This window comes from Kitasatospora sp. NPDC057015 (assembly GCF_042673745.1).
Taxonomy (GTDB): Bacteria; Actinomycetota; Actinomycetes; order Streptomycetales; family Streptomycetaceae; genus Kitasatospora.
This window is the reverse complement of record NZ_JBHUSG010000002.1, coordinates 326,367-350,373: the sequence shown is the minus strand read 5'-3', so window position 1 is coordinate 350,373 and position 24,007 is coordinate 326,367. Positions and strand designations below refer to the sequence as shown.

The following is a 24,007-nucleotide window of genomic DNA, read 5'->3' as shown; positions in this document are numbered from 1 at the left end:
GTACCCGCCCCGGCTGAACTCCCGCACGTGGAGCCGGCGTTGATCCGGGCCGCCCAGCGCGGCGATCCGATCGCGCTCGGCGACCTGATGGACCTGCTGGCCCCGTACGTCGGCCGGATCTGCGGCCCGATCGCGCTGCAGGACGGCCCGGACGCGGCCCAGGAGACGCTGATCGTGGTGCTCCGCAGCATCGGCCAACTCCGCGACCACAAGGCCCTGTACGGCTGGGTCAGGACGATCGCGGTCCGGGAGGCGGTGCGGGTCGCGGTCCGGGCGAAGCGGGTGTCGGGCGAGCCGTCGGAGGTGCCCGCCGCCGGCGCCGACCAGCACCTGGCCACCGACATCCGGGACGTGCTGGCGCGGCTGAGCGCCGAGCACCGGGCGGTGCTCGTCCTGCGGGACGTCGAAGGCGTGGACGAGGCGACCGCGAGCTCGTTGCTCGCCGTACCGCCCGGCACGGTACGGTCGCGGCTCCACCGGGCCCGGCAGAGCTTCCGGAAGGTGTGGGAATCATGAGCCGGGACTGGCCGGAGGCCGAACTCGACCCGATCCGACGGCTGCGCGTGCTGGCCGCGACCACACCGGGCGCCCTGTACCACCGCGAGATCGTGCTGCCCGTCCCGTTCGACCGGGTCTGGGCGGTGGCCTCCGACCTGGAGCGCGAACTCCCCGTCCTGCTCTCCACGGTGAGGTCCTTCACCGTGACGGCGGCCGAGGGCGAGCGCCTGCGGGCCCGCGCGGTGGGCACCCTGGGGCAGCGGGCCGAGTTCGAGGTCGTCCTGCGCGAGGGCTGGTGCCTGATGCGCAGCCGCTTCGTGGTCGGGGCGATGGCCGCGACGCCGGAGGGGGACGGCACCAGGTTCGGCTCGCTCGGCGGCTTCCGGGTGCCCGGCGCCCGCCTGCTGCGCCCGGTGCTCGGCGGCCTGGGGGACCGGGCGGTGCGGCGTCTCGCGGAGCATCCGGCCCTGCGCGGCTGAGGCGGGGCGGGGCCGGGTCGGCCGGGGGAGTGGGGCGGCCCGGTCACCGCGCGGCCGCGGCGAGGCACGTTGCGAGAAGCCAACGCGGTCGCGCTGCGCGCAGGATTGCTGCGGGCACCGGCCCCGCCCAGGGCGGGCGCCGCCGCCGGTGGTCGCGGTGCCGGTCGGCCCCGCGGCGCCGGCGGGGCGGGATCCCGGGCCCGGACGGGGCTGCCCGGCCGTACGTCGGGTGCGGCCGGGCAGGGCCCGGTCCGGCGCGGCGACCTAGCGAAAGGACGACCGAAATGCTGGTGTGCGTGACGGGTGGTACCGGGTTCGTCGGCGCCCACTCGGTGGCGGCCCTCCTGCGGTCGGGGCAGCAGGTCCGCCTGCTGGTCCGGGACGAGGCCGGCGTGGGCCGGGCGCTGCGCCCCCTCGGGATCGATCCCGCGGCGGTGGAGGTGCTGGTCGGCGACGTGACCGACCCGGACGCGGTGGCCAAGGCGGTGGACGGCGCCGAGGCGGTGCTGCACGCGGCCTCGGTCTACTCCTTCGACAGCCGGCGCGCCGACGAGATGCGGCGGACCAACGTTCGCGGCACGGCGCTGGTGCTGTCCGCCGCGGCGGCCGCCGGTGCCCGGCGGGTGGTCCACGTGTCGAGCGTCGGCGCGCTGTTCCCGGCCGAGGGGCCGGTGATCCGCACGGACTCGCCGGTCGGCGAGCCCCGCGAGGTGTACCTCGCCACCAAGGCCGCCGCCGAGCGGGTGGCGCGCGACCACCAGGCGGCGGGCGCCCCGGTGGTGATCACCTACCCGCCGGCCCTGCTGGGTCCGCACGATCCCCACCTGGGGGACCAGAACTCCCGTCTGCGCAACGAACTGCGCGGGCTGATGCCGCTGTGGCCCGGCGGCGGCCTGCCGGTGGGGGACGTCCGGGACACCGCGGCGCTGCACGCGGCGCTGCTCACCGGCCCGGCCGACGGGCCCGGCCGCCACTTCGGCCCCCAGCACTTCCTGACCACCCGCGCGTACGTCCGGGCGGTCCGGGAGGCCACCGGACGCACCCTGCCGGCGCTGTACCTGCCGGCCCGGGCGATGTTGCCGTTCGGCCGGCTGACGGGCGCGGTCCAGCACGTCTGGCCCTGGCACATCCCGGCCGAGTACGGCGCGGTGTACACCTGCGCGGTGGCGGTGCCCGCCGAGGGGGACGCTCCGCTGGGCATCGCGCCCCGGCCGGTGGCCGAGACGATGGCGGACACCGTCCGGTGGCTGTACGAGCAGCGTCACGTGACGGGCCGTCAGGCCGGTCGCCAGGCCGGGCCGCCACCGGGCGCGCCCCGCGGAGGGGGAGGACGAGGATGATCACGGACGACGACGCGGCGGCGCCGGAGCGCTGGGAGCGACTGACGGAACGGCAAGGGTACGAGCGCACCAGGGAGAGCATCACCGGGCTGCTGGCAGGCCGCCCGGAGCTGTCCGGCGTCCCCGTCGCCGCCTGCCCCGGATGGACCGTGCGGGACGTGCTCGCGCACCTCCTGGACGTCTGCAAGGGGGTGGTGAACGGAGTGCCGAGACTGCCGCTGGAGCGGCCGGATCCGGACAACGAGGCCGACCTCGCCGAACTCCTCGGCCGCTGGCCCGGGTTGTCCGCACAGTTGCCGGACCGGTTCGAGGGGCTGCTCGGGTACAAGATGACGATGGACATCCTGACCCACGAGCTGGACCTGCGGCGCGCCCTCGGCGAGCCGGTGCCGGCCGAGCCCCCCGCGCTGCCCGGGTCGATGGACCTGGTCACGCTGGGCATGGGCCTCACCGTGATCGATCAGGGGCTGCCGGCGCTGCTCCTCGAAACCCCGGGCGCCTCCTGGCTGGTCGGTCGGGGGGATCCGGTCGTCACCGTCCGCGGGCACCGGCACGACCTCTTCCGCTCGCTCACCGGGCGGCGCACCCTGCGGCAGATCGCCCGACTGGACTGGAGCGAGCCGCCCGACAAGTGGCTGCCGGCCTTCACCTGGCCCCCGTTCCAGCCGCCGGAGGAGCCCTTCGAGCCCATGGCGGACGGGAGCTGAGGCCGGCCGCCCCCGCCGCGCACCCCCGACCGGGACCCCGCCCCGACCCGACCCCCCGACCTGACGCCGCCGCGACCGGGCCCCGCCCCGACCAGGGCCGGGGCCCGGCCGCGGCGTGCGCGGACACCGGCGCGGGCGGCTCCGGGCCGCACCGGCCGCACGGCCCGGACCGGGCACGTTGGGAGAAGACCCGCGGCCCGCGGGTGCTGATCATCTGTAGGGCCGATCCGAATCGGACCGGGGACGCGCACAGTTGACGATGGAGGGCCTCATGAGTGACGCGGACGCCGGCAGGGCCGGCCTCGGCCGGAGGGCGATCCGGATCGGCTCGGTCGCACTGCGACACGCCGGCCGGGCAGTGGGTGGAGCGGTGTTCAGCCGGGGCGAGGAGGGAACGGTGTCCGCGCGGTTGGCCGTCGCCGCGCCCACCATGCTCACCGAGCTCGGCCCGTTCTACGTCAAGGTGGGCCAGCTGCTGAGCACCCGGCGCGATCTGCTGCCGGAGCGGTGGTGCGGCGAGCTCGGCCGGCTCACCGACACGGTGCCGGCGCCCTCCCGGGCGGAGCTGGAGGCCGTGCTGACCGAGGAGTTCGGCCCGGTCGGGCAGTGGCCGTTCCAGTCCTTCGAGTGGGAGCCGGTGGGCAGCGGGAGCATCGCGACGGTGCACCGCGCGGTGCTCGCCGACGGCTCGGTGGTCGCGGTGAAGATCCGCCGCCCCGGCATCGTGCCGGTCATCAGCGGGGACTTCCGGCTGGCCGCGGCGATGGCCCGGCTGGCCGGCAAGCTGCCGGGGATGCGCCGGCTGCCCGCCGAGGAGATGCTCGGCCAGGTGGGGGCCGCCGTCCTGGCGCAGGCCGACCTCGCCGCGGAGCGTGCCTCGCTGACGCAGCTGCGCGCCAACCTGGCGGGGGTGAAGGGGGTCCGGCTGCCCGCACCGGTGGAGGGCCTCGGCAGCGAGCAGGTGCTGGTGATGGAGTTCCTGGACGACCTGCGGGACTTCCGCCCCGAGCCGTACAGCCCGCAGGAGCGTCGTGACGCCATGCAGCGGGTGCTGCGCACGGTGTACCAGATGCTCTTCCTGGACGGTCTGGTCCACTGCGACCTGCACCCGGGAAACCTGCGGCTGGACGGCTCGGGGGACGTCGTCCTGCTGGACGCCGGCTTCGTGGTGCGACTGCCCGAGCAGGTGCGCCGGCACTTCGGCGAGTTCTTCCTCAGCATGGCGCTCGGCCGGGGCCGGCGCTGCGCCGAGATCGTGATCGAGAGCGCGGCGCGGGTGCCGGAGGACTGCGATCTGGAGGCCTTCCGGACGGCGGTCGAGCAACTGGTCGGGGACGCCTCGGCGGTGGTCGCCGCGGACTTCAACCTGGCCGCCTTCGCGCCGAAGCTGTTCAAGCTGCAGCGCCGGTTCGGGATCTTCGCAGCCGCGGAGTTCGCCTTCCCGCTGCTGTCGCTGCTGGTCCTGGAGGGGATGATCCACAGCTTCGATCCCGGCGTGGACTTCCAGGGGGAGGCGGTGCCGGTCCTGATGCAGGCCGTCGGGATGCCGGAGGAGCAGCCGGAGGGCTGATCCGGCCCGGCGGGATGGTTCCGGCCGACCACCCCGCCCGTCGGGGCCGGCGGTGCCCGGCGGCTCAGGCCCCGGGCACGACGGCGGCGGCCACCCCGGGGGACCTGTTCGGCACGGACGCCTCCAGGGGCTGCCAGCCGTCGAGTTCGGGCAGTGACAGCAGGATGGGGATGTCCAGGCTGCACGGCGGGCGGGTCATGATGTCGGCCTCGACGCAGGCGCCGGCGCAGATCACCACCGGCTTCTGGGTGGCCCCGATGAACAGGGGCTGGCGGACCCACGGTCTGGGCTCGACGGGCCGTCTCGACACCACGGCGACCCGGATGGACCACTGGCCGTCCGGCAGGCCGACGAGACGGTAGCGGCCGGAGCCGTCGAGGATGTCGCAGGACTTGGGCTGGCCCTCGGGAATCGATTCCTTGAAGGCGGCCACGTAGATGCGGATCGGGTGGTCCGATTCGGGGACGTAGATCTCGCCCTGGACGGATCCCCGGTGGGCGGTCGGGTTTCCGGGGCGCAGCGCGATCGGGGCGGCGCTCATGCCCAGTTGGGACATCAGTCGGAAGCGCGCGGGCGGGACTCCGACACTGCGGGTGAAACGGCTGGTGAAGGTACCTAAACTGTTGTATCCCACCATGATGGAGATGTCGGTGACGCTCACCGACGTCTCCAGCAGGAGCTTCTTGGCCATACAGAGGCGGACGGCTGCGAGGAAGCGGCTGGGCGATGTCCCGGTCAGGGTCCGGAATACCCGCGAGAAGTAGAACTTGCTCAATATCGCCGTATCCGCTATATCGGTCAGTGTCAATGGTTCGTCGAACCGTTCCCACATGGTCGCGACGGCTCGCTCGACAGCGTCATGCAAGGAAGCTCTCCATTCCCCTGGGGTGGATGCCCTATTTGTGCTGCTGTATTGGCGGATTGAGCCTAGCGAGGGGGGTCGGTGGACGCAATGGTGCCTATTGGTCTACGGACTGATCAGCCGTGGGCGGTCGCCACCCATTGGGCGTGGAATCCGTGCGGGACCCGGACCGGCAGCGGGACGACCGCGATCGGCGGACCGGTGAAGTCGGCCGTGTCGAGGACCACCAGCTCCCCGCGGTCGGTGCGGCTGTCGTGGACGAGGCTGAGCAACCAGCCGTCGCCCTCGGGCGCGTGGGCGGTGCGCGGTACGAAGACGGCCTCGCCGCCCTCGCGGCCGGGGCCCCACTCGTGGGTGTCCGTTCCGCCGGTGGCCAGATCGTGCCGCAGCAGGGTCGGGCCGGCCAGCGCGCCGCCCTCGCCCGGCCGCAGGCCCACGGTGAAGGCGTAGCGGTGCGGCGATCCGGCGAAGCGCTCGTCGATCCGGGGGAACTCCTGTACACGGTCGTCGAGTTGCGTCTCCAGCACGGTGCCGTGGCGGCGGTCCACGGTCCACCGCCACAGGGTGGGGTCGGACTCGGTGGGGTGCAGCGGGTCGCGGTCGAAGGCCCGCTCGTGGCGGATCACGTCGATGACCGTGGTGTCGCCCCGCTCGTAGGCGTTGACCGGGTGGAAGACGAAGCAGGGGTCGATCTCCAGCCACAGCACGTCGGCGTCGGAGCCGTCGCGCGGCAGCAGGCCGAGCCGGGCGCCGTGGTTGTCGTCCCAGGTGTAGGGCACCCGGGAGCCGGCGGCGGCCGCCCGCGGGTCGAAGGTGACCGGCAGGTCGTAGACGATGGCGTGCCGGTCGGTGAGCGAGAAGGCGTGCACCATCGGGGTGCCCTTGACGGTGATCGGTTCGGCCCGCCGGACCAGGCCGAGCGCGTCGACGGTGAGGTGGGTGAGGTGCGGCCTGGTGTGGTCGTAGGCGATGGCGTGGAGCTCCCCGGTGAGCGGGTCGCAGACCGGGTGGGCGGCGAAGCCGGCCGGGAGGGTGCCGTCGAAGTCGATCCTGGCCAGCGTTTCGAGTTCGGGGCCGAGCTGGAGCGGGAGCGCGCCGCCGTCCCCGAGGGCGAGGGTGCGCCCGGCGTGCCGGACCAGGCCCGCGTTGGTGGTGTCGCAGAGCCCGCGGCGGGGCCCGGGGGTGGGGAGTTCGCCGAGCGCGCGGGCCACCCGGTCGCTGCGCAGCAGGCGGTTGCGGTACCACTCGGCGCGACCGCCGCGCAGCCGCAGGCCGTGCACCATGCCGTCGCCGGCGAAGGCGTGGTCGAGCGCGGGGTCGTGGGCGCCGAGCGGGTTGGCGCCGATCCGCAGCAGGGTGCCGTCGAGCTCGGCCGGGAGCCGGCCGTGGACGGCGAGGTCGGTGTGGGTGCTCTCCTCCGCGACGGGGCGGTACCCGCTGCTCAGGAGGTGTGAGGTGGTGTGGGTGTGCTGGGCGGGCATCGGACGTCCCCCTTGCATATCGACGTTATATAACGCTGTTGTATGAAGGTTCGCCCCGTCATGAGAGGATGTCAAGAGTGAGCCCACGCCGGATCGACCCCACGCTTGGACCCCAACTCGTCGAGACCGCTGCCCGGTTGCTCGCCGAGGAGGGCCCCAAGGCGCTGTCGACCCGGCGGCTCGCGGCAGAGGTGGGCACCTCGACGATGGCCGTCTACACGCACTTCGGCGGCAAGGGCGACCTGGTCCGGGCGATGGTGCGGGAGGGCTTCAGCTACCTCAACCGCAGCCTCACCGAGGTCCGCGAGAGCGAGGACCCGATCGCCGACGTCGCGGTGCTCGGCTGGGCGTACCGCCGCAACGCCCTGGAGCACCGCAACCTCTACACCGTGATGTTCGGCAGCTCCGTGCTCGGCAGCTTCTCGCTCGCCGACGAGGACCGCCAGCACGGCCGGTACACCCTGGAGACCCTGATCCGGGCCGTCGCCCGCTGCATGGCGGACGGCAGGCTGCGCCCCGGCGACCCGCAGGCCGTCGCGCACCAGCTGTGGATCTCGCTGCACGGCCTGGTCACCCTGGAACTCGGCGGCTACCTGATCCCGCCGAACGACCCGGACACCTGCTTCGAGGCCCAGGTCGCCGGCCTCCTGATGGGCGCCGGCGCCGACCCCGAGGCCACCCTCGCCGCCCTGCGGCGGGCACGCGAACGGCGGACCTGAGCGCCTCGCGCGCGGGCCCGCCGTCACCTGTGCGGCCTGCTCAGTGCGCCGCGTTCCAGGGCGCGGTGGGGAACCAGATGTAGCCCAGGCGGCCCAGGATCCGCACGTCCCAGTAGACCAGCGTGAAGACGCCGGCCACCAGGAAGGCCACCGCCGTCACCGCCGCCACCCGGCCGGGTGACGCGGACAGCCAGCGCTGCAGCCGCCCGCCCAGCCCGTAGGTCAGCGCGATCACCAGCACCGACATCACCAGGATGTTGCCGACGGACTGCAGGACGAACGCAGCGGCCCCGTACAGCGGGTTGTGCGTGGCGGCCGCGTGCCGGAAGAGGTCCCGGAACAGCGGGTACGGGCGCCCGATCAGGAACCCGCCGACCAGCACCCCCAGCACCACCATCCGCGCGTTCGGACGACGTCGGGACAGCGGACCCAGCGGGTCGGGCACCACACCCGCCGCGGCCAGTCCGAGCACGATCATGGCCAGCCCGATCAGCCCGAAGGCGATCATCGACTGGGCGCTGCGCGCCGAGATCGTGCCCGCCGGGGCCGAGGCCGTCGAGAACTGCGGCATCCGGGTGCCGGCGAATCCGACCAGCGCGCCGTACGCCGCCGAGACCGGGATCATCCCGGCCGCCAGCCAGCCCAGCGGCCGGGCGGTGTGCAGCAGCTTCTCGCGGCGCGTGCCGCTCTGGCCCACCATCGGACCCACCGCGCCGAACACCGCGATGTTGCAGGCGGTGAAGGACCCCGCCAGGCCGGAGACGAACGCGAACAGCACCCCGGCCGCGATGCCGGCGATCGGCGTCGTGTGGGCGTCGTGGCCGAGCAGGGCGTTGGCCGTGTTGACGCCGATCTCGGTGTCCACGAGCTTCGAGGACCAGGCGTAGGAGAGGAACAGGGCGAAAGCGACGCTGATCAGGACCAGCAGTCCGCGCCGGCGTGGCAGGCCGCCGGCGGCGAGCGTCGCACCGGGAGGCCCGGTTACTGCTGCCGGCGCACGCTTGAGATCACTCACGTGGGGGTTCTCCTCGGGAGGGGGGCGGTGCGGGACGGCTTGAGTCTGGGGGGGCCGCCGCGGCCGCGGCTTCTTCGGACGTGCCCTTGTTTGGGCACGTTGGAAGAAGCAGTCCGGTCGCGCCGTCCGAATTGACCGCTCCGCCGCCGCTCAACCGGGTGGGCACGCTCGAAGTAGGCGGCCGATCGGGCCAGCGGCAAGGATTTCGGTTGGACAGCTGCGCCCAATAGCAGCCCCGATCTCCGGAGGGACCCATGACGGTTTCTTGGCGCGCTCTCAGGCGCCGGATTCTGACCCCTGATCACTCGGAAACCCAGCTTTCCGTACGCGGTTTCCACGAGAAGAACGCGGCTTCCCGGGATCTCCTGGAAACCGTCGGTTCGACCTTTCTCACCGGCTACGCGCATGTGATGGAGGCACGAACCATCGACGAGGCCGAACTGCGGATGGAGGAGATTCCCGAGCAGTTCCGCGGATTCGCGTACGAGGGCGCCGGAATGGCCGCCGCCATGCTGGACGGTTTCGCCCTCGGAAACGGCCGCAAGGTGGCGGACCTGCTCGCCGGCCGCGGTCGCAACCACAGCTACATGGTGTACGTCGGCGTCGGCTGGGCGATGGCCCGGCTGCCGCGGTTCCGCTGGGCGGCCGTCAGCCCCTCGGACCGGCTGCTGCGGTGGCTGGTGCTCGACGGCTACGGCTTCCACCAGGCGTACTTCAAGACCCGCAAGTACGTCCACGAGCAGTACGAGGAGCCCCGCTTCCCCTGGCCGGCGGACGGGCCGGCCGGGTACGCGCACCGGGTGGTGGACCAGGGCATCGGCCGCGCGATGTGGTTCATCGGCGGTTCCGCCCCCGACGTGGTGGCCGACCTGATCGACCGCTTCCCCGAATCCCGCCGGGAGGACCTCTACAGCGGGTCCGGGCTCGCCGCCACCTACGCCGGCGGCGGCGACGAGGCCGAGCTGCAGGTGTTCCTGCGGCGGGCCGGGAAGTACCGGCCCCAGGTCGCCCAGGCCTCCGCGTTCGCCGCCACCGCGCGGGTGGAGGCCGACCTGGTCATCCCGCACACCGAGCTCGCCGCCAAGTTCTTCTGCGACCTGACGCCGCAGCAGGCGGCCGTCCTGTGCGACGAGGCGCGCCCCGACCCGGTGGTGGACGGCGCGGTGCCGGCCTACGAGGTCTGGCGCCGGCGGATCGCCGAGCAGCTGGTCGCACCCGGCGACGTGGTCGCATGAGCGCCCCCGACGCGGCGCGCACCCGGACCCGGCGGCTGCCGCCCGGCCCGCCCGCGAGCCGGGCGCCCGGACTGCTGGCCAAGATGGCGCGCGACCGGCTCTCCGTGATGACCTCGGCGGCGCTGCGCTACGGCGACGCCGTGCGCCTGCCGCTCGGCCCCAAGACGCTGTTCTTCTTCAACCACCCCGACCACGCCAAGCGGGTGCTGGCCGACAACGCCGCCAACTACCACAAGGGCATCGGCCTGGTGCACGCCCGCCGGGCCCTCGGCGACGGGCTGCTGACCAGCGAGGGCGATCTGTGGCGCGCCCAGCGCAAGGTCATCCAGCCGGTCTTCCAGCCGCGCCGGATCAACCGGCAGACCGGCGTGATCGCGGAGGAGGCGGCCAAGCTGGTCGCCCGGCTGCGCGCGCACGCCGGCGGCGGACCGGTGGACATCCGGGAGGAGATGACCGGGCTCACCCTGGGCATCCTCGGCCGCACCCTGCTCGACGCGGACCTGGGCGCCTACGAGTCCATCGGGGAGTCCTTCGAGGTCGTCCAGGACCAGGCGATCTTCGAGATGATGTCGCTCAGCGCCGTCCCGTCCTGGCTGCCGCTGCCCCAACAGCGCCGGTTCCGCCGGGCCCGGGCCGACCTGGAGCGGATCACCGCGGCGCTGGCCGCCGAGCGCGTCGCCCACCCCACCGAGCACGGCGACGACGTGCTCTCCCGCCTGGTCGAGGCGACCGCCGCCGAGCCGGACGAGACGGTGCGGCGCCAGCGGATGCGCGACGAGCTGGTCACCCTGCTGCTCGCCGGGCACGAGACCACCGCCTCCACGCTGAGCTGGACCTTCACCCTGCTCGACCAGCACCCGCTGGTGTGGGAGAAGGTGCACGCCGAGGTGGTGGAGGTGCTCGGGGACCGCCAGCCGACCACCGAGGACCTGCACCGGCTGACCTACACCTCGATGGTGATCGAGGAGGTGATGCGGCTGCACCCGCCGGTCTGGATCCTGCCCCGCAAGGCGCTGCAGGAGGACGAGATCGGCGGCTTCCACGTGCCGGCCGGCGCCGAGGTGCTGATCTGCCCGTACACGCTGCACCGCCACCCGGAGTTCTGGGAGGCGCCGGACCGCTTCGACCCGGAGCGCTTCGCCCCGGGCCGGGCGTCCGGGCGGCACCGCTACAGCTACATCCCGTTCGGTGCCGGCCCGCGGTACTGCGTGGGCAGCAGCCTGGGTCTGCTGGAGGCCACCGTGGTGGTCGCCGCGGTGGTCCGGGAGCTCAAGCTGGCGAAGGCCCCGGGCCACGTGGTGCGGCCGGAGCCGATGCTGACCCTGCGGGTCCAGGGCGGACTGCCGATGACCGTCCACCCGGTCGACTGAACGGGGCGTGCGGTCAGTCGTCCAGCCGGTGGAAGCCGCCGGCGAAGTAGAGCAGCGGGTCGTCGGCCGCACCGCGGCCGATGTCCAGCACCGACCCGAGGAAGATCGAGTGGTCGCCGCCGTCGTACTCGGCGGTCAGCTCGCACTCCAGCCAGGCCTGTGCGCCCACCAGGACGGGAGCCCCGGTGAACCGGCCCGGCACGGTGTCGACGGCCTCGAACTCCTCCGTGCCGCGCGGCCGGTGGTGGTCCGCGAAGTGCCGGGCCGCCTTCTCCTGGCCGCCGGAGAGGACCGAGACGGCGAAGGCCTGCTCGGCCAGGATCGTCTCGTGCACGGCCGCCGTCCGCAGCACGCACACCAGGATCACCGCCGGGTCGAGCGAGACCGAGGTGAAGGAGTTCGCTGTCATGCCCCTGGGGGCCGTCCGGCCGGCCGTGAGCACGGTGACCCCGGTGGCGAACCGCCCCAGGACGCCGCGCAGTTCGCCGCGGTCGTGGGTCGGGAGGTCGTGGCCGGGCCGGCCGACGGGCAGTCTGTCCGTGGAGGTCATCGGCTACGCCTCGCTCGGGACGGGCACCGGCACGGGCGCGGCCGGTGCGGTGGGCCGCCCGGCGGCCCCGGAGGAGACCGCGAACGGCTCCAGGGCCTTGCGCAGCTCCTCCGGCACCCTGGTCGGCCGGGTGTCGTTGTTCGGCCCGCGCATGCACGCGACCCGCTGCTGACCCCGGGCCACCAGCTCCTCGCCGCCGGTCTCGGTCAGCCGGACGTAGTCGAAGCCGAAGCCGATCTGGGTCTGGGTGAGGTCCTGCAGCCGCATCCGGATCGACAGCTCGTCGAAGGCGGTGATCTCCGCGAAGAACTCGCAGTCCACCTTGAGGGTGAAGAGCTTCAGGTCCTCGCGGATGTCCGCCAGCACCTCCGGGGCCAGCTCGCGCAGGAACATCTCCCGGCAACGACCCTGCCAGCGCAGGTAGTTGACGTAGTACACATTGCCGACCAGGTTGGTCTCCTCGAACCCGACGAGGTGGCGGTACTCGTAGAACGGCTGCATGCTCAGTCCTCGCTTTCCGACATCAGGGCGAACATCACCGGCACGTCGACCCCGTGCAGGGCCGTCGGGAAGGTCGCGATCAGTGCGCCGCCGGACCGCAGGACGACCCAGCGCGCCGGGGCGTCCGGCGAGTCCGCGACCGTCAGACCCGCCAGCGCCCGGCCGTTCTTGCGCAGGCACTCGGTCGCACCCCAGACCCGGGCGGCCGCCGAGGAGAGGTCCTCGGCCTGCTCGGCGGCGAGCAGCTCGGCCAGCGCGAAGCCGTCCGGACCGAGCAGCCCGGCCCAGTCGGCCGCGGAGCGGTCCGTCACGGGCTCCACGTCGCAGCCCACCGCGCGCTCGCCGAGCACCGTGAAGGTGACCCCGGCGCCGTGCGAGGACGAGACCCTGCGGCCCCCGTCGATCTCCGGCCGGCCGTCGGGGCGGTAGCGGACGGGCGTCCGCCCGCCGAGCGCCCAGGCCACCGCCGTCGCGGTCCGCTCCCGCCGGGCGGCGACCCCCTCCGCGGGCCGCAGGCCGTCCGGCAGGACGACGCTGCGCACCGGGGAGCCCAGCACCGCCTCGGCGCGCCGCTCCAGGTAGCCGCCGAGCAGGGCGGGGTTCCACGGGCCGGCGCCGTCCAGCTTGCGCACCGCCCGCAGTTCCAGCCCCTCCCAGCGCTCGACCAGCACGCCCTCCTGGTCGCGCACGTCGAGGTCGTACAGGTAGGTGTCGCCGTCGCGGGAGCGCTCCACGGCGTGCAGGGTGATCTGCTTGGCCGCCCCGCCGGCCGCCGGCGCGGCCAGGTGCAGCCGTGCGACGCTCACCGGGAGCAGGGTGGCGTCCGGGACGCAGGCCTGGATGGAGTGCATCAGCGCGTCCCGGGCCCCGGGGTCGGCCAGCACCAGGCCGTCGGGCAGGTAGCCGGCGAACCAGGGCGCCGTGGCCACGGTGGAGATCTCCGCGACGCAACCCTTGGCCGCCAGTTCCCGGTAGCCGAGCAGGCGTTGGAACCGCGCGCCCTGGAAGAGCACCGGGCCGTACATGTCGCGGGCCGGGTCCAGCGGCACCCGCGGGGCGTCCTCGGCGACCGGCCGGGGCCCGGTGTCCTCGGGGGCCGGGCCCCCGAAGCGCAGGGTGGCCCGGAAGTGGTCCGCCTGGAAGCCGGTCTCGCTGCTGCGGATCACCGCCTGGACGGTGTCGGCGTCCTTGGCGAGCACCGCGACCCGCACCGTGGTGGTGCCGGCCACCGGGACGACGATCGGCCGCAGGAACTCCAGGTTCTCCAGCGTCGGCACCTCGGGCCGCTCCGCCAGCGCGGACGCCGCCTGCACCATCGCCTCCATGCCCAGTACGGCGGGGAAGAGCAGGTCCCCGTCGAGCAGGTGGTCGGCGAGGTAGGGGTCGCCCGCCGCGGAGAGGTCCGCGTCGGTCACCAGCTCGATGCCCGGGTAGTAGGCCTGCGGCCGCTCCAGGAAGCGCAGCAGCGGCAGTTCGCGCCGGCCGAGGTCGATCGTCGGCAGGCCGCCCGCCCGGCCCATCACGACCATCGCGGTGGGTGCGGCGGGGTCGGCGAGCAGCTGCTTGAGCAGCGCCACGCCCTGCTCGGTCGGGATCGGCTCGATGCCCTCGCGGATCAGTGCCTCCAGCACGCCGAGCCGCTCGCCCATCCCGGCCCCCGACCACACCGACCACTCCAGCGCCAGGCAGCGGCAGTTCGGGTAGTCCTCCCGGACGCGCAGCGTCAGGTCGGTCAGCCAGTCGTTGGCGGTGGCGTAGTCCGCCTCACCGCGCAGCCCGGCCCGGCCGATGATGGAGCCGAAGGTGACCAGCAGGCGCAGTGCGCCGGGGTCGGTGGCGGCGAGCACGTTCTCCAGGCCGGTGATCTTGGTGGCCAGGGTGCGCCGGAACGAGGACTCGTCCAGGTTCGTGAGGGCGTTCGGCTCGTTGCGGCCGGCGCCGTGCAGCACGGCGGTCACCGGCCCGAGCGCCGTCCGGATCTCGTTGACCGCGTCCTTGACCTCGTCGGCCGAGGTCACGTCCGCCCGTGCGTAGTGGAAGGCCACCCCCGCGGCCGCCATCCGGTCCAGGTTCGCCGCGAGCTCCGGGTCCTGCGCCGGGTCCGAGCGGCCCAGCAGGCCGATCGAGGCACCGGTGTCCAGGGCCAGCTCCAGCGCGCACTCGGCGGTGATGCCCTTGCCGCCGCCGGTCACCAGCAGGACGTCGGCGCCGTCCAGGGCGGGCCGTCCGGCCTCGGCGCCGACCGGTGCGAGCGGGCGCAGCACCGGCACCCGGCGCACGCCCTCCCGGTCGTAGTGGACCTCGGCGAATCCCGCCGTCCCGGCGACGTCCGCGGCGATCCTGGCGCCGAACTCCCGGGCCGCGTCCGCCGGCAGGTCCTCCGGCAGCGGCAGGGTGACCAGGGTGGTGGTGACACCCGGCGCCTCCAGGTGGAGGGTCTTGGCGAGGCCGGCGGCCCCGCGCCGGTCGCCGACCGCGACGAACCGGCCACCGCCGCCGGCGCCCAGTGCGGCCCGGGCCGCGGCCAGCATCAGCGCCGCGTGCTCCTGCCCGCAGTCGCGCGGCAGGCACAGCAGCACGCCGCCGCCGAGCCCCGCCGCCGTCAGCTCCTGTCGCAGCGCGTCGGCCAGCGGGTGCCGGTCCGTCGCGAACACCTGCCAGTCGCCGGACGGGAGCCCGGCCGGCGCCGCCGGAGCGGACGCCTCGACGAGGTCGACGGCGAAGGCGCGCACCCAGGGGGCGACGCCCGCCGCGATCCCCGGCTGCTCCGCGCGGCCGTCCGAGGTCTGCGCCAGCTCGTCCAGCAGCCCGGCGAGCTCGCCGAGGGTGGAGGTGGCGAAGGCCGAGGTGACCATCGGGGCGGAGATGCCGAGCTCCTGGGCGGCCTGGTTCATGATCTGGCCGACCGTGATGGAGCTCAGGTGCAGTTCGTCCAGCGGGTTGACGTCGGGCCTGACCGCCTCGATCGGCAGTTCGGCCCGCTCGGCGGCCAGCTGCAGCAGCACCTCCAGGCTGCTGGCGCCGCTCCCGGCCGAATCGGTCGGGGCGGCCGAGACGGCCGACGTGGCGGAGGCGGTGGCGGCCGGTGCGGCGGGCACCACCACGGACTGCGCCTGCCGGTGCACACCGGAGAAGGTGAAGTCGCCCTCGGGGGCCGACTCCGCGGGGCTGGCGAAGAACCGGAACTCCTTGTCCAGCGGCAGCGGCCGGGTGAAGCGGTCGCGGAAGAGCTCCGCGTGCCGCACCGGCGCGCCGAGCGCGAACGCCGCCGCCACGGCGCCGAACAGGCCGGCCAGCGAGGCGCTGTCCGACTCCAGCGAGACGGTCGGCACCGACGGCGCGATCTCCGCCGCCAGTCCGCGCAGCACCCGGCCGGGCCCGACCTCCACCAGCAGGTCGACGTCGGAGGCCAGCGCCCGGACGGCCTCGTCGAACCGCACCGGGTCGAGCACCTGGCGGGTCAGCAGCTCCACCACGTCCACGTCGGACGGCAGTTCGCCCGCCGTGACGGTGGAGAGCATCCGGCCCGACAGCGGCGCGAAGGTCTCGGTCTCCAGGTGCGCCCGCAGGCCCTCGGCGGCCGGGGCGACCGCCTCGGAGTGGAAGGCGTGCGAGACGTTGATCCGGGCGGTGCCGATCCCGGCGGCCGCGGCGCGGGCACAGACCCGCTCCACCGCGTCCACCGGACCGGAGACCACCGTCTGCGCCGGGCTGTTGTAGCCCGCGATCACCACCGGCTCGCCGTCCAGCAGCGGTTCGACCAGCGCGGCCTCCGCCGCGATGCCGGCCATCGTGCCGCCGCCGTCGCTGGCGTCGGCCATGATCCGCCCGCGGGCCCCGGCGATGCGCAGCAGCGCGCTCTCGTCCATGGCCCCGGCCCAGTGCAGCGCGGTCACCTCGCCGAGGCTGTGGCCGGCGGCGCCGACGGCGTCGATGCCGAGGGCGGAGAGCACCCGCAGGCCGGCGACGGACGCGGTGACGATCCGCGGCTGGGCCACGGCGGTGGCGACCAGGTCGCCGTCGGCGGGCTGGGCGTGGGTGCGGTACAGCTCGTCCACGGTGGCGAAGCGCCGCCGGATCGCGCCGCCGTCGCCGCGCCGCCCGGCGCCCTGGCCGGGGAAGAGGAAGCCGATCCGGGGGTTGAGCCCCGCGTTGCCGAGGTACACCCCGCCGTTCGGGTCCAGCACCGACCGGGCGCCGGAGTCCAGCAGGGTGAGCAGCTTGGTGAAGCGCTGCTCGGCCTGCTCCGGGTTGGCCACGACCACCGCGGCGCGCATCCGGCGGTCGGCCAGGTCGCCCTGCAGGGTGGCGGCCAGGTCGCCGAGTTCGGCGAACGAGAGCCGGGGGGTGAGCGCGGCCAGGTGGGCGACCTTGCCGCGCAGTTCGGCCATGCCGTCGGCGTCGAGGAGCAGCAGCTCCACGTCCTGGCGGGAGGCGACCAGGCGGCGGGTGGTGCTGCCGACGCCGGTCTTGCGGACGCCGTCGGCGTGCTCGACCACCACGTGGGCGTTGATGCCGCCGAAGCCCATCGAGGAGACGCCGGCGCGGACCGGCGCGTCCTGCGGCCACAGTTCGGCCTCGTCCGGTACCCGCAGGGCCGGGCGTTCGCCGGTCAGCTCCGGGTGCGGGTCGTGGTGGCTGGTGGCCGGCGGGATGATCTGGTGGCGCACCGCGAGGATGGCCTTGAGCAGCCCGGCGACCCCGGCCGCGGCCTTGGTGTGGCCGAAGTTGCCCTTGACCGTGCTGATCGCGGCGGGCGCCGCGTCCGGGTCGGCCGCGCGGCGGGCCTCGGTGAAGGCGCGCAGCTCGGTGGCGTCGCCGACCGCGGTGCCGGTGCCGTGGCCCTCGAAGTACGACACCGTCTCGATGCCGAACCCGGCCGTGGCGTAGGCCCGCTGGAGGGCGAGCCGGTGCCCGCTGGCCTCGGGACGGGTGATGCCGCCCTTGCCGTCCGAGGAGTAGCCCCAGCCGGCGATGGAGGCGTAGCGGAACCGCCCCTCGGCCCGGGCGTCCCGGTCGCGCATCAGGACGAGCATGCCGCAGCCCTCGCCCGGCCAGAAGCCGTTGGATCCCTTGTCGTAGACCTTCATCTCGCCGGTGGCCAGCGCGCCGGTCTTGGCGAAGCCGATCACCTCGAAGGGGTCGATGCTGAGGTCCACGCCGCCGACGACCGCGACGTCCAGGCGTCCGTCGACCAGCGCGTCGCAGGCGGTGGCGACCGACAGCAGCGAGGAGGAGCAGGCGCCGTCGACGGTGAACCCGCCGCCCTTGAAGTCGAAGTGGTTGCAGATCCGGCCGGCGATGGTGTTGGCGAGCCCGCCGGCCAGGGTGTCCTCGCCGATCGGCGGGAACGGGCTCTTGTAGCGCTCCTCCAGCCCCTCCAGGAAGCCGGCCAGCGAGGCGTCGTCCCAGCCCTGTTCGCGCAGGGCCGCGCCGACCGTGCGCCGCACGTACGGCCAGCGCAGCCGCATCAGGTTGGCCCGGCTGAACTCGCCGGTGAGGGTGTTGCCGATGATGACGCCGGTGTTGGCGTCGGCGAGACCGGCGCCGAGCGGGAACCCGGCGTCCTCCAGCGCCCGGGCGGCCGTGTCCAGGGCCAGCCAGTGCGTCATGTCGGTGGCGCGGTAGGTGGAGCCGGCGACCCGGTGCTTGACCCGGTCGAACTCGAAGCCCTCGATGACGGCGGCCTTGGCCGAGTAGAACTTGTCGGGCGCGGACGGGTCCGGGTCGTAGTAGTCCTCGGCGCGCATCCGCTCGTCCGGCAGGCGCCGGAAGGCGCGCCGACCGGTGAGGACGTTCTGCCAGAGCTGGTCCGGCGAGTCCGCGTCGGGGTAGCGGCACGCGATGCCGACCACCGCGATCGCGGGCGAAGAGCTGTGTGAGGTCATGCGGCCACCGCCTCGGATCCGGATTTCTTGCCCAGCTCGGCGGCGATGCTGTCGCCGATGCCGGTCGCCCCGGAGGACTCCGGGGTGCGGGAGCGCTTGATCAGATGGGCCACCCACCAGCCGGCCCCGCGGAGCCCGCAGACGACGGTGACGGCGAAGAACAGCGTGTAGACGACGTTGAAGAGCATCAGGACGCCGTAGACCATGGCGACCCAGGAGCCGAACATGAACTGGTTGCGCGCCTTCGACGGCGTGGTGCCCGGGTCACTGATCATGTAGTTGGTGAACAGCACGAAGGCCACGCCGCTCATCGGGCCGAGGGCCGAGAAGATGGCCACGTCCCAGACCCAGTGCCGGATCAGGGCCTGGATGACGAAGCCGCCCAGCCAGCCGACGATGAGGGCGACCTTCTTGGTGAGCAGGGCGTTGATCACGGTGCCCGAGGTGACGATGATCAGCGGGATGGCCACCCGGAAGAACGTGTTGGCGTTCTCGGTGAACTCGTACGGCGGGGCGATGCTCACCCAGGAGCCGTAGCAGACCAGGGTGACGGTGATCCCGAAGTTGGACGGGTTCATGAAGTGCCGCATCCGGCCGGCGACCGGCGCCTGGAGGGCGTGCTTGCCGGCCACGCCGACGAAGGTCGCGAAGAGCACCGGGAGGATCTGGTCGTTCGCGTAGAGCAGCATGTTCGCGGCCAGCGCGGTGATGTGGGACGGCAGCAGGAACTCGTACAGCCCGCGCATCCCGTTGCCGCGGAACCGCGAGGTGCGGCGCTGCGCCCAGGCGCTGAGGACCTCGAAGACGATCTCGGTGGTGTACGCGGTCAGCACCGCGATGATCGGCCAGAGCCACGGCTGCTCGAAGCCGAGCAGGGTGTAGCCGAAGGCGTTGAAGATCGAGATGGAGATCGCGAAGTTGCGCAGGGCCAGGTAGCGCGGGTCCTTGGCCGGCGCGGGGGCCGGTGCGGGTGCGGGTGCGGGGGCCTTGCGGGCGGCGACGGTGCTCATCGGCTCGGAACCTCCTGGACGTCGCTGGTCAGTACGAGCGAGTGGGTGCCGGGCTTCAGCTGCTCGGTCTTCTCGTGCATCACACCGGCGTTGTCGCGCCAGCAGAGGTCCACCGTCACCGGGCCGTCGTAGTCGGCCAGGCCGAAGTGCACGTCGAAGCTGCGGAACCCGCCGTGGCCGCTGCCGCCGTCCAGCTGCGACACCTGGGTGCCGTTCGGAGTGGTGATCTTGACGGTGGCGCCGTAGGCCGGGGTGCCGGTGTTGGTGATGCCCGTGCCGGCGTCGCTCTCGCCGGAGGGGCGGTACAGCCGCAGGTCGAGGTAGTGCCCGGGGGCGGGGGCCTGGTTGGCGTAGAAGGCCGGCGGCCCCCACTGGCGGGCGACCGCGAAGTCCAGCAGGCCGCTGCCGGTGGTGTCACCGGTGGCGATGGCGCGGGTCGGGGTGGGCACCGCGAGCCCCAGCTGCTTGCTGATGTTGGCGAAGGCGCCGCTCGGCGTCCGGGCGTAGAAGGCGAGCGCGTCGTCGCCGGCCAGGTCGTCTCCGGGCTGGACGTTGGGCCACATCGCCGGGTTGGAGAGCAGGTCGTCGTTGGTCATGGCCATCTCCTGCAGCCACGGCCACCGGTCGATCTCGCCCTTGACGAAGCCGTCGGCCTGGAGGATGGCGAGATCGCCGTCGTTGCGGAAGTCGGCCATCTTGGTGTCCCAGCCCCAGCCGGTCCAGGCCACGCCGTGCTCCCGGGCCTCCTGGGTGAAGGGCGCGACGCCGTTCTCCAGCTGCCGCTTCATGTCGGCGTTGTCCTTGGCCTGGTTCACCCAGAGGAAGTTGGACTCCTCCAGGCCCCAGGCGGCGGTGATGTTGCTGACCATCATGTCGAAGCTGCCGTTGTTGTCGATGTCGGCGAAGTCGACGCCCATGCCCTTGAACGAGCCCTTGCCGAGCACGAAGGACTTGGGGGTGGTCGCGTCCCGGCGGCCGGTGGCCTCGATGAACTTGATGTGGCCCGGCGTGGACTGGTTGTGCAGCAGGTGCGCGTGGCCGAAGTCGTTGGCGATGTAGAGGTCCGGGCGGCCCTGGCCGGTGAGGTCGGCGCCCGCGATGGCCAGCGTCCAGCCGGTGGAGGCGTCGAACGGGATGGCGTCCCGCTCCTCGACGAAGGCGACGTCCGGCTCGGGGCCGGTGCTGGCCTTCGCCCAGCGCAGCACGTGGTCGCCGCCGGCGTTCTTCGCGCTGGACAGCGACTCGTTCATCTCCACGTTGTTCAGGCCGTCGGCGGCGAGCACGTCCGAGTCGGGGAAGTAGTTGCCGATCACGATCGACGGGTGGCCGCTGCCGTCCAGGTCGCCGACGTAGGCCGCGTCGGTGTTCCAGCGCGGTCCGTGGTACTTGCCGTCGAGGGACTGCGAGGCCACCACCTCGCGCGGGGTGTAGCTCGCCGCCGAGAGGGTGCCGGCGTTGGAGTTGGCGAGGAACACGATCGGGGTGCGGCCCCAGTAGGTGGCCAGCAGGTCCATCCGCCCGTCGCCGTTGAAGTCCCCGGGGGTGCATCCGGTGGGCGCCATGGTCTTGTCCATCGGCAGCGGCGCGGCGTCGAGGACGAACGGGGTGAACCGGTCGGCCGGGCGGGCGGTGGGCGTGTAGGTCACCACCATCTGGTCGGTCCTGGTGTCGACGATGCACATGCCGTCGGCCAGGCCGTGCCCGGTGAGGTCGTTGATCGCGATGCTGGCGCCGACGGACGAGATCCAGGAGCGGATCTTGTGATACGCCGGGTTCACCACCCGGACCGTGTTCATCGGTTGCTGGTCGTACCCGGGCGGCAGGGCGATGGGCATCTCCTGGAACTTGTACTGGGTGGCGACCTCGTCGCCCCCGGCCACCGCGACCGAGTCCCTGACGGCGAAGAACAGCGAGGCGGCCACGACCACCGTCGCCACTCCCGGAATCATTCTACGAATTCGCTCCTGATACAACACATTCCCCTCTCACGCAGGTGTTCCGTGCAGGAATAACAATGTGATGGAAACGCGGCCGGATTGCTTTCGACTCCGATTGCTGGCCGTCATGGTTTTTGAGCATGAGTCACCCATTGCCATACCGCTTCTCTCATCTTGCCCACCGGCCGGGCTGCACCGTCGGGAGGGAGAGCACGTTCGGAGAAGACAGTCGACCGGGCCGGCTGTGAAGCTCGTGGACAGAAGGTGTTGTTCCAATCGGATTCCGCGACCCCGAGGACGTTCCATGGCGCAGACTTATGACGACATCGTTGTCGGATCGGGCTCGGCCGGCGCGGCGCTCGCCGCACGGCTCAGCGAAGACCCTTCGCGTAAGGTGCTCCTGCTCGAAGCGGGCCCGGACTTCCCGGCGACCGCCGATCTTCCCGAGGACATCCGCAACGGCAACGAAATGTCCCTGAGCGCCCACGACTGGAAGTTCAGGGCCGAGATCGCCGACGGCCGCAGGATTATCTTCCCCCGCGGGAAGGCGTCCGGCGGATCGTCCTCGGTGGGGGCGACCATTGCCCTCCGCGGAGTCCCCGAGAATTTCGAGGAATGGGCCGCCGCGGGAAACGAGGAGTGGACCTGGTCCGAGGTCCTGCCCTATTACCGGAAGCTGGAGGACGACCAGGACTACGGTGCGGACGAAATCCACGGAAAGGGCGGTCCCATCCCCGTCCGGCGCTGGCGCGACGAGGAGCTGACCCCCGTCCAGCAGGCCTTCGTGGAGGCGAGCCGTTCGGCCGGATTCGCCGAGGTGGCGGACCACAACCACCCGGAGGCCAGCGGGGTCGGGCCGATCCCGTCGAACCGGCGGGACGGCGACGTCCGGGCCAACGCGGCGCTGGGCTACCTCACCCCCGAGGTGCGCCGGCGGGAGAACCTGACCGTGCGGGCGGGCGTGCTCGTCCACCGGGTGCTGTTCGAGGGCGTCCGCGCGGTGGGCGTCGAGCTCTCCGCCGGCGGGGGAGTGGCCGAGGAGGTCCGCTCCCGGCGCGTCGTCCTGTCCGCGGGAGCGGTCAACTCGCCGACGATCCTGATGCGTTCGGGGATCGGTCCGGCGGACGACCTGCGCCGGCTGGGCATCGACGTCCGGCTCGACCGGCCCGGCGTCGGCGCCAACCTGATCGACCACCCGCGGACCGGCATCTTCCTGAAGCCGGCCCCCGGCGCGATCGACCGCACCGAGCCCTTCCTGCAGACCATCGTGCGGACCACCGCGAAGGGCTCGACCGACTTCAACGACCTGCAGTACTACATGGTCAACCACTTCGACCTGACCATGTTCCCCGACCTGCAGATGCTGTCCGGCGGCAACGTGATCCTCGGCGTGATGGTCGTCGACCAGAAGCCCCAGTCGCGCGGAAGCCTGCGGCTGAACTCCGCGGACCCGTCCGCCGCGCCGGACATCGACCTGAACTTCCTCTCCACCGAGCGGGACCTGGAGAAGCTCTCGGACGCCGTCCGCACCTGCTGGGAGCTGGTCAACCACCCGGGCATCCGCAGCCGCGGCGAGGACTTCATCGTCCTCAACGAGCAGCTGATCGAGAACGAGGAGATGGTCCGCCAGTACACCCGGGTGAGCCTGGACAGCGCCTACCACCCGGTCGGCACGGCCCGGATGGGCCTGGCCGGGGACGAGGGCGCGGTCGTGGACGGGCACCTGCGGGTGCACGGCACCGAGGGCCTCTACGTGGCCGACGCGTCCGTGATGCCGGCCATCGTCAACTGCAACACCAACCTGACGTCGACCATGATCGGCGAGCGGCTGGCCGACTGGCTGCGCGCCGGCTGAGCCGCGTTCCGCGGGACGAAACGAAACCAGGAACAGGAGAGAGCCCGATGAACCTGCCCAAGGTGGCAACGCGCGAGGAGTGGCTCCAGGCCCGCAAGGAGCTTCTGGAGAAGGAGAAGCAGCTCACCCGGCTGCACGACGAGGTGGTGGCGGCCCGACCGGAGCTGCCCATGGTGAAGGTCGAGAAGGAGTACGTGTTCACCGGCCCGCAGGGCGAGGTGACGCTGCTCGACCTGTTCGAGGGGCGCCGGCAGCTGATCGTGCGCCACTTCATGTTCGGCCCGGACCAGGAGGAGGGCTGCATCGGCTGCTCGATGCAGGCCGACTCGGTGGGGCACCTGTCCCACATCAACGCCCGGGACACCACGTTCGTGATGGTCTCGCGGGGCCAGCTGCCCAAGCTGGAGGCGTTCAAGGCGCGGATGGGCTGGACGATCCCCTGGGTCTCCTCCTTCGGCTCCGACTTCAACGTCGACTACCACGTCACCACCGACCAGGGTGAACTGCCGGGCGTGAGCGTCTTCATGACCGACGGGACGGACGTCTTCCACACCTACTCGATCTACGACCGGGGTGGGGACATCTTCAAGAACTTCTACAACTACCTGGACCTGACGCCGCTCGGGCGCCAGGAGAAGGAGCTGGACCAGCCCTGGGACTGGTGGCGTCACCACGACATGTACGACAACGAGAGTGCCAGCACCGCCGGCCAGAACTGGTGGAACGGCACGGACAAGTTCGCCAGCTGATGCGCGGCCCGGGCTGGCTGGCCGAGCACCCGGCGGTGGCCGGAGCACTCCTGCTGCCGCTCGCCGGCGGCTGGATCGGCTGGTGGGTGCAACGCCTCCCGGGCGCGGGCGTGGGTGTGCTGGTCGGTCTGCTGGTCGCGGCCGCGCTGGCCGCGCTGGTGGAGCTCGGCTGAGGCGCTGACCGGGTGGGCCCGCCCGACCGCCGGGAGCGGCCGGCAGCCCTCGGGCGATCGGCCCCGTC

General features: G+C 72.9%; 19 protein-coding genes. 11 read left to right on the top strand and 8 right to left on the bottom strand.

Features of this window, described 5'->3' with window-relative positions:
- The first annotated feature begins 27 nt into the window (after positions 1-27).
- The 5 genes from ACFTWP_RS03240 to ACFTWP_RS03220 all read left to right on the top strand — a co-directional run bounded on the left by ACFTWP_RS03240 (position 28) and on the right by ACFTWP_RS03220 (position 4,594).
- On the top strand, positions 28-516 hold the full coding sequence (locus ACFTWP_RS03240; protein WP_380262090.1) for an RNA polymerase sigma factor: 489 nt from the start codon (positions 28-30) through the stop codon (positions 514-516).
- Positions 513-977 carry an SRPBCC family protein gene (locus tag ACFTWP_RS03235; protein WP_380262088.1) on the top strand — a complete coding sequence of 155 codons (465 nt, stop codon included), beginning with the start codon at positions 513-515 and terminating at the stop codon, positions 975-977. The genes ACFTWP_RS03240 and ACFTWP_RS03235 overlap by 4 nt, the downstream gene beginning before the upstream one ends.
- 296 nt (positions 978-1,273) lie before the next feature.
- Positions 1,274-2,317, top strand: a complete 1,044-nt coding sequence (locus ACFTWP_RS03230) for an NAD-dependent epimerase/dehydratase family protein (RefSeq protein WP_380262086.1) — start codon at positions 1,274-1,276, stop codon at positions 2,315-2,317.
- Complete coding sequence (locus tag ACFTWP_RS03225; protein ID WP_380262084.1) at positions 2,314-3,024, top strand: maleylpyruvate isomerase family mycothiol-dependent enzyme; 711 nt, start codon at positions 2,314-2,316, stop codon at positions 3,022-3,024. The genes ACFTWP_RS03230 and ACFTWP_RS03225 overlap by 4 nt, the downstream gene beginning before the upstream one ends.
- 271 nt (positions 3,025-3,295) lie before the next feature.
- Positions 3,296-4,594, top strand: coding sequence for an ABC1 kinase family protein (locus ACFTWP_RS03220; RefSeq protein WP_380262082.1), 1,299 nt, complete (start codon positions 3,296-3,298; stop codon positions 4,592-4,594).
- Positions 4,595-4,658: 64 nt separating this feature from the next.
- On the opposite strand, the gene ACFTWP_RS03215 is transcribed toward ACFTWP_RS03220, so the two are convergent.
- Both ACFTWP_RS03215 and ACFTWP_RS03210 read right to left on the bottom strand, forming a co-directional pair.
- Complete coding sequence (locus ACFTWP_RS03215; protein WP_380262156.1) at positions 4,659-5,426, bottom strand: helix-turn-helix transcriptional regulator; 768 nt, start codon at positions 5,424-5,426, stop codon at positions 4,659-4,661.
- A gap of 146 nt (positions 5,427-5,572) precedes the next feature.
- Positions 5,573-6,937: a carotenoid oxygenase family protein gene (locus ACFTWP_RS03210; RefSeq protein ID WP_380262080.1), complete on the bottom strand. Its 1,365-nt coding sequence runs from the start codon at positions 6,935-6,937 to the stop codon at positions 5,573-5,575.
- A gap of 77 nt (positions 6,938-7,014) precedes the next feature.
- On the opposite strand from ACFTWP_RS03210, the gene ACFTWP_RS03205 reads away from it, so the two are divergent.
- Positions 7,015-7,656 carry a TetR/AcrR family transcriptional regulator gene (locus tag ACFTWP_RS03205; RefSeq protein ID WP_380262078.1) on the top strand — a complete coding sequence of 214 codons (642 nt, stop codon included), beginning with the start codon at positions 7,015-7,017 and terminating at the stop codon, positions 7,654-7,656.
- Positions 7,657-7,696: 40 nt separating this feature from the next.
- Here ACFTWP_RS03205 and ACFTWP_RS03200 read toward each other — a convergent pair whose 3' ends face one another.
- A complete protein-coding gene (locus tag ACFTWP_RS03200) occupies positions 7,697-8,671 on the bottom strand; it encodes a hypothetical protein (RefSeq protein WP_380262076.1) in 975 nt (324 codons plus the stop codon).
- A gap of 254 nt (positions 8,672-8,925) precedes the next feature.
- Here ACFTWP_RS03200 and ACFTWP_RS03195 point away from each other — a divergent pair, with 254 nt between their 5' ends.
- Positions 8,926-9,906 carry a DUF1702 family protein gene (locus tag ACFTWP_RS03195; protein WP_380262074.1) on the top strand — a complete coding sequence of 327 codons (981 nt, stop codon included), beginning with the start codon at positions 8,926-8,928 and terminating at the stop codon, positions 9,904-9,906.
- The gene (locus tag ACFTWP_RS03190; protein ID WP_380262072.1) at positions 9,903-11,276 is read left to right on the top strand and encodes a cytochrome P450; all 1,374 of its coding nucleotides are present in this window, start codon (positions 9,903-9,905) and stop codon (positions 11,274-11,276) included. Before ACFTWP_RS03195 ends, ACFTWP_RS03190 begins: the two co-directional genes overlap by 4 nt.
- 13 nt (positions 11,277-11,289) lie before the next feature.
- Here ACFTWP_RS03190 and ACFTWP_RS03185 read toward each other — a convergent pair whose 3' ends face one another.
- From ACFTWP_RS03185 to ACFTWP_RS03165, 5 genes are read right to left on the bottom strand one after another with little or no spacing between them, the layout of a single operon-like run.
- Positions 11,290-11,826: a flavin reductase family protein gene (locus ACFTWP_RS03185; protein WP_380262070.1), complete on the bottom strand. Its 537-nt coding sequence runs from the start codon at positions 11,824-11,826 to the stop codon at positions 11,290-11,292.
- A 3-nt stretch (positions 11,827-11,829) separates the two neighbouring features.
- Entirely contained in the window at positions 11,830-12,327 is a 498-nt protein-coding gene (locus tag ACFTWP_RS03180; protein ID WP_380262068.1) for an acyl-CoA thioesterase, read from the bottom strand.
- 2 nt (positions 12,328-12,329) lie between these two features.
- Positions 12,330-18,215, bottom strand: coding sequence for an SDR family NAD(P)-dependent oxidoreductase (locus ACFTWP_RS03175; protein WP_380262066.1), 5,886 nt, complete (start codon positions 18,213-18,215; stop codon positions 12,330-12,332).
- Complete coding sequence (locus ACFTWP_RS03170) at positions 18,212-19,225, bottom strand: enediyne biosynthesis protein (RefSeq protein ID WP_380262064.1); 1,014 nt, start codon at positions 19,223-19,225, stop codon at positions 18,212-18,214. Before ACFTWP_RS03170 ends, ACFTWP_RS03175 begins: the two co-directional genes overlap by 4 nt.
- Positions 19,222-21,174 carry a CRTAC1 family protein gene (locus ACFTWP_RS03165; RefSeq protein WP_380262062.1) on the bottom strand — a complete coding sequence of 651 codons (1,953 nt, stop codon included), beginning with the start codon at positions 21,172-21,174 and terminating at the stop codon, positions 19,222-19,224. Before ACFTWP_RS03165 ends, ACFTWP_RS03170 begins: the two co-directional genes overlap by 4 nt.
- Positions 21,175-21,466: 292 nt before the next feature.
- On the opposite strand from ACFTWP_RS03165, the gene ACFTWP_RS03160 reads away from it, so the two are divergent.
- The 3 genes from ACFTWP_RS03160 to ACFTWP_RS03150 are packed head-to-tail and all read left to right on the top strand — an operon-like array spanning position 21,467 to position 23,939.
- The gene (locus ACFTWP_RS03160) at positions 21,467-23,017 is read left to right on the top strand and encodes a GMC family oxidoreductase (protein ID WP_380262060.1); all 1,551 of its coding nucleotides are present in this window, start codon (positions 21,467-21,469) and stop codon (positions 23,015-23,017) included.
- A 47-nt stretch (positions 23,018-23,064) separates the two neighbouring features.
- Positions 23,065-23,766, top strand: coding sequence for a DUF899 domain-containing protein (locus tag ACFTWP_RS03155; RefSeq protein ID WP_380262058.1), 702 nt, complete (start codon positions 23,065-23,067; stop codon positions 23,764-23,766).
- A complete protein-coding gene (locus tag ACFTWP_RS03150; protein WP_380262056.1) occupies positions 23,766-23,939 on the top strand; it encodes a hypothetical protein in 174 nt (57 codons plus the stop codon). The genes ACFTWP_RS03155 and ACFTWP_RS03150 overlap by 1 nt, the downstream gene beginning before the upstream one ends.
- Positions 23,940-24,007 lie beyond the last annotated feature (68 nt).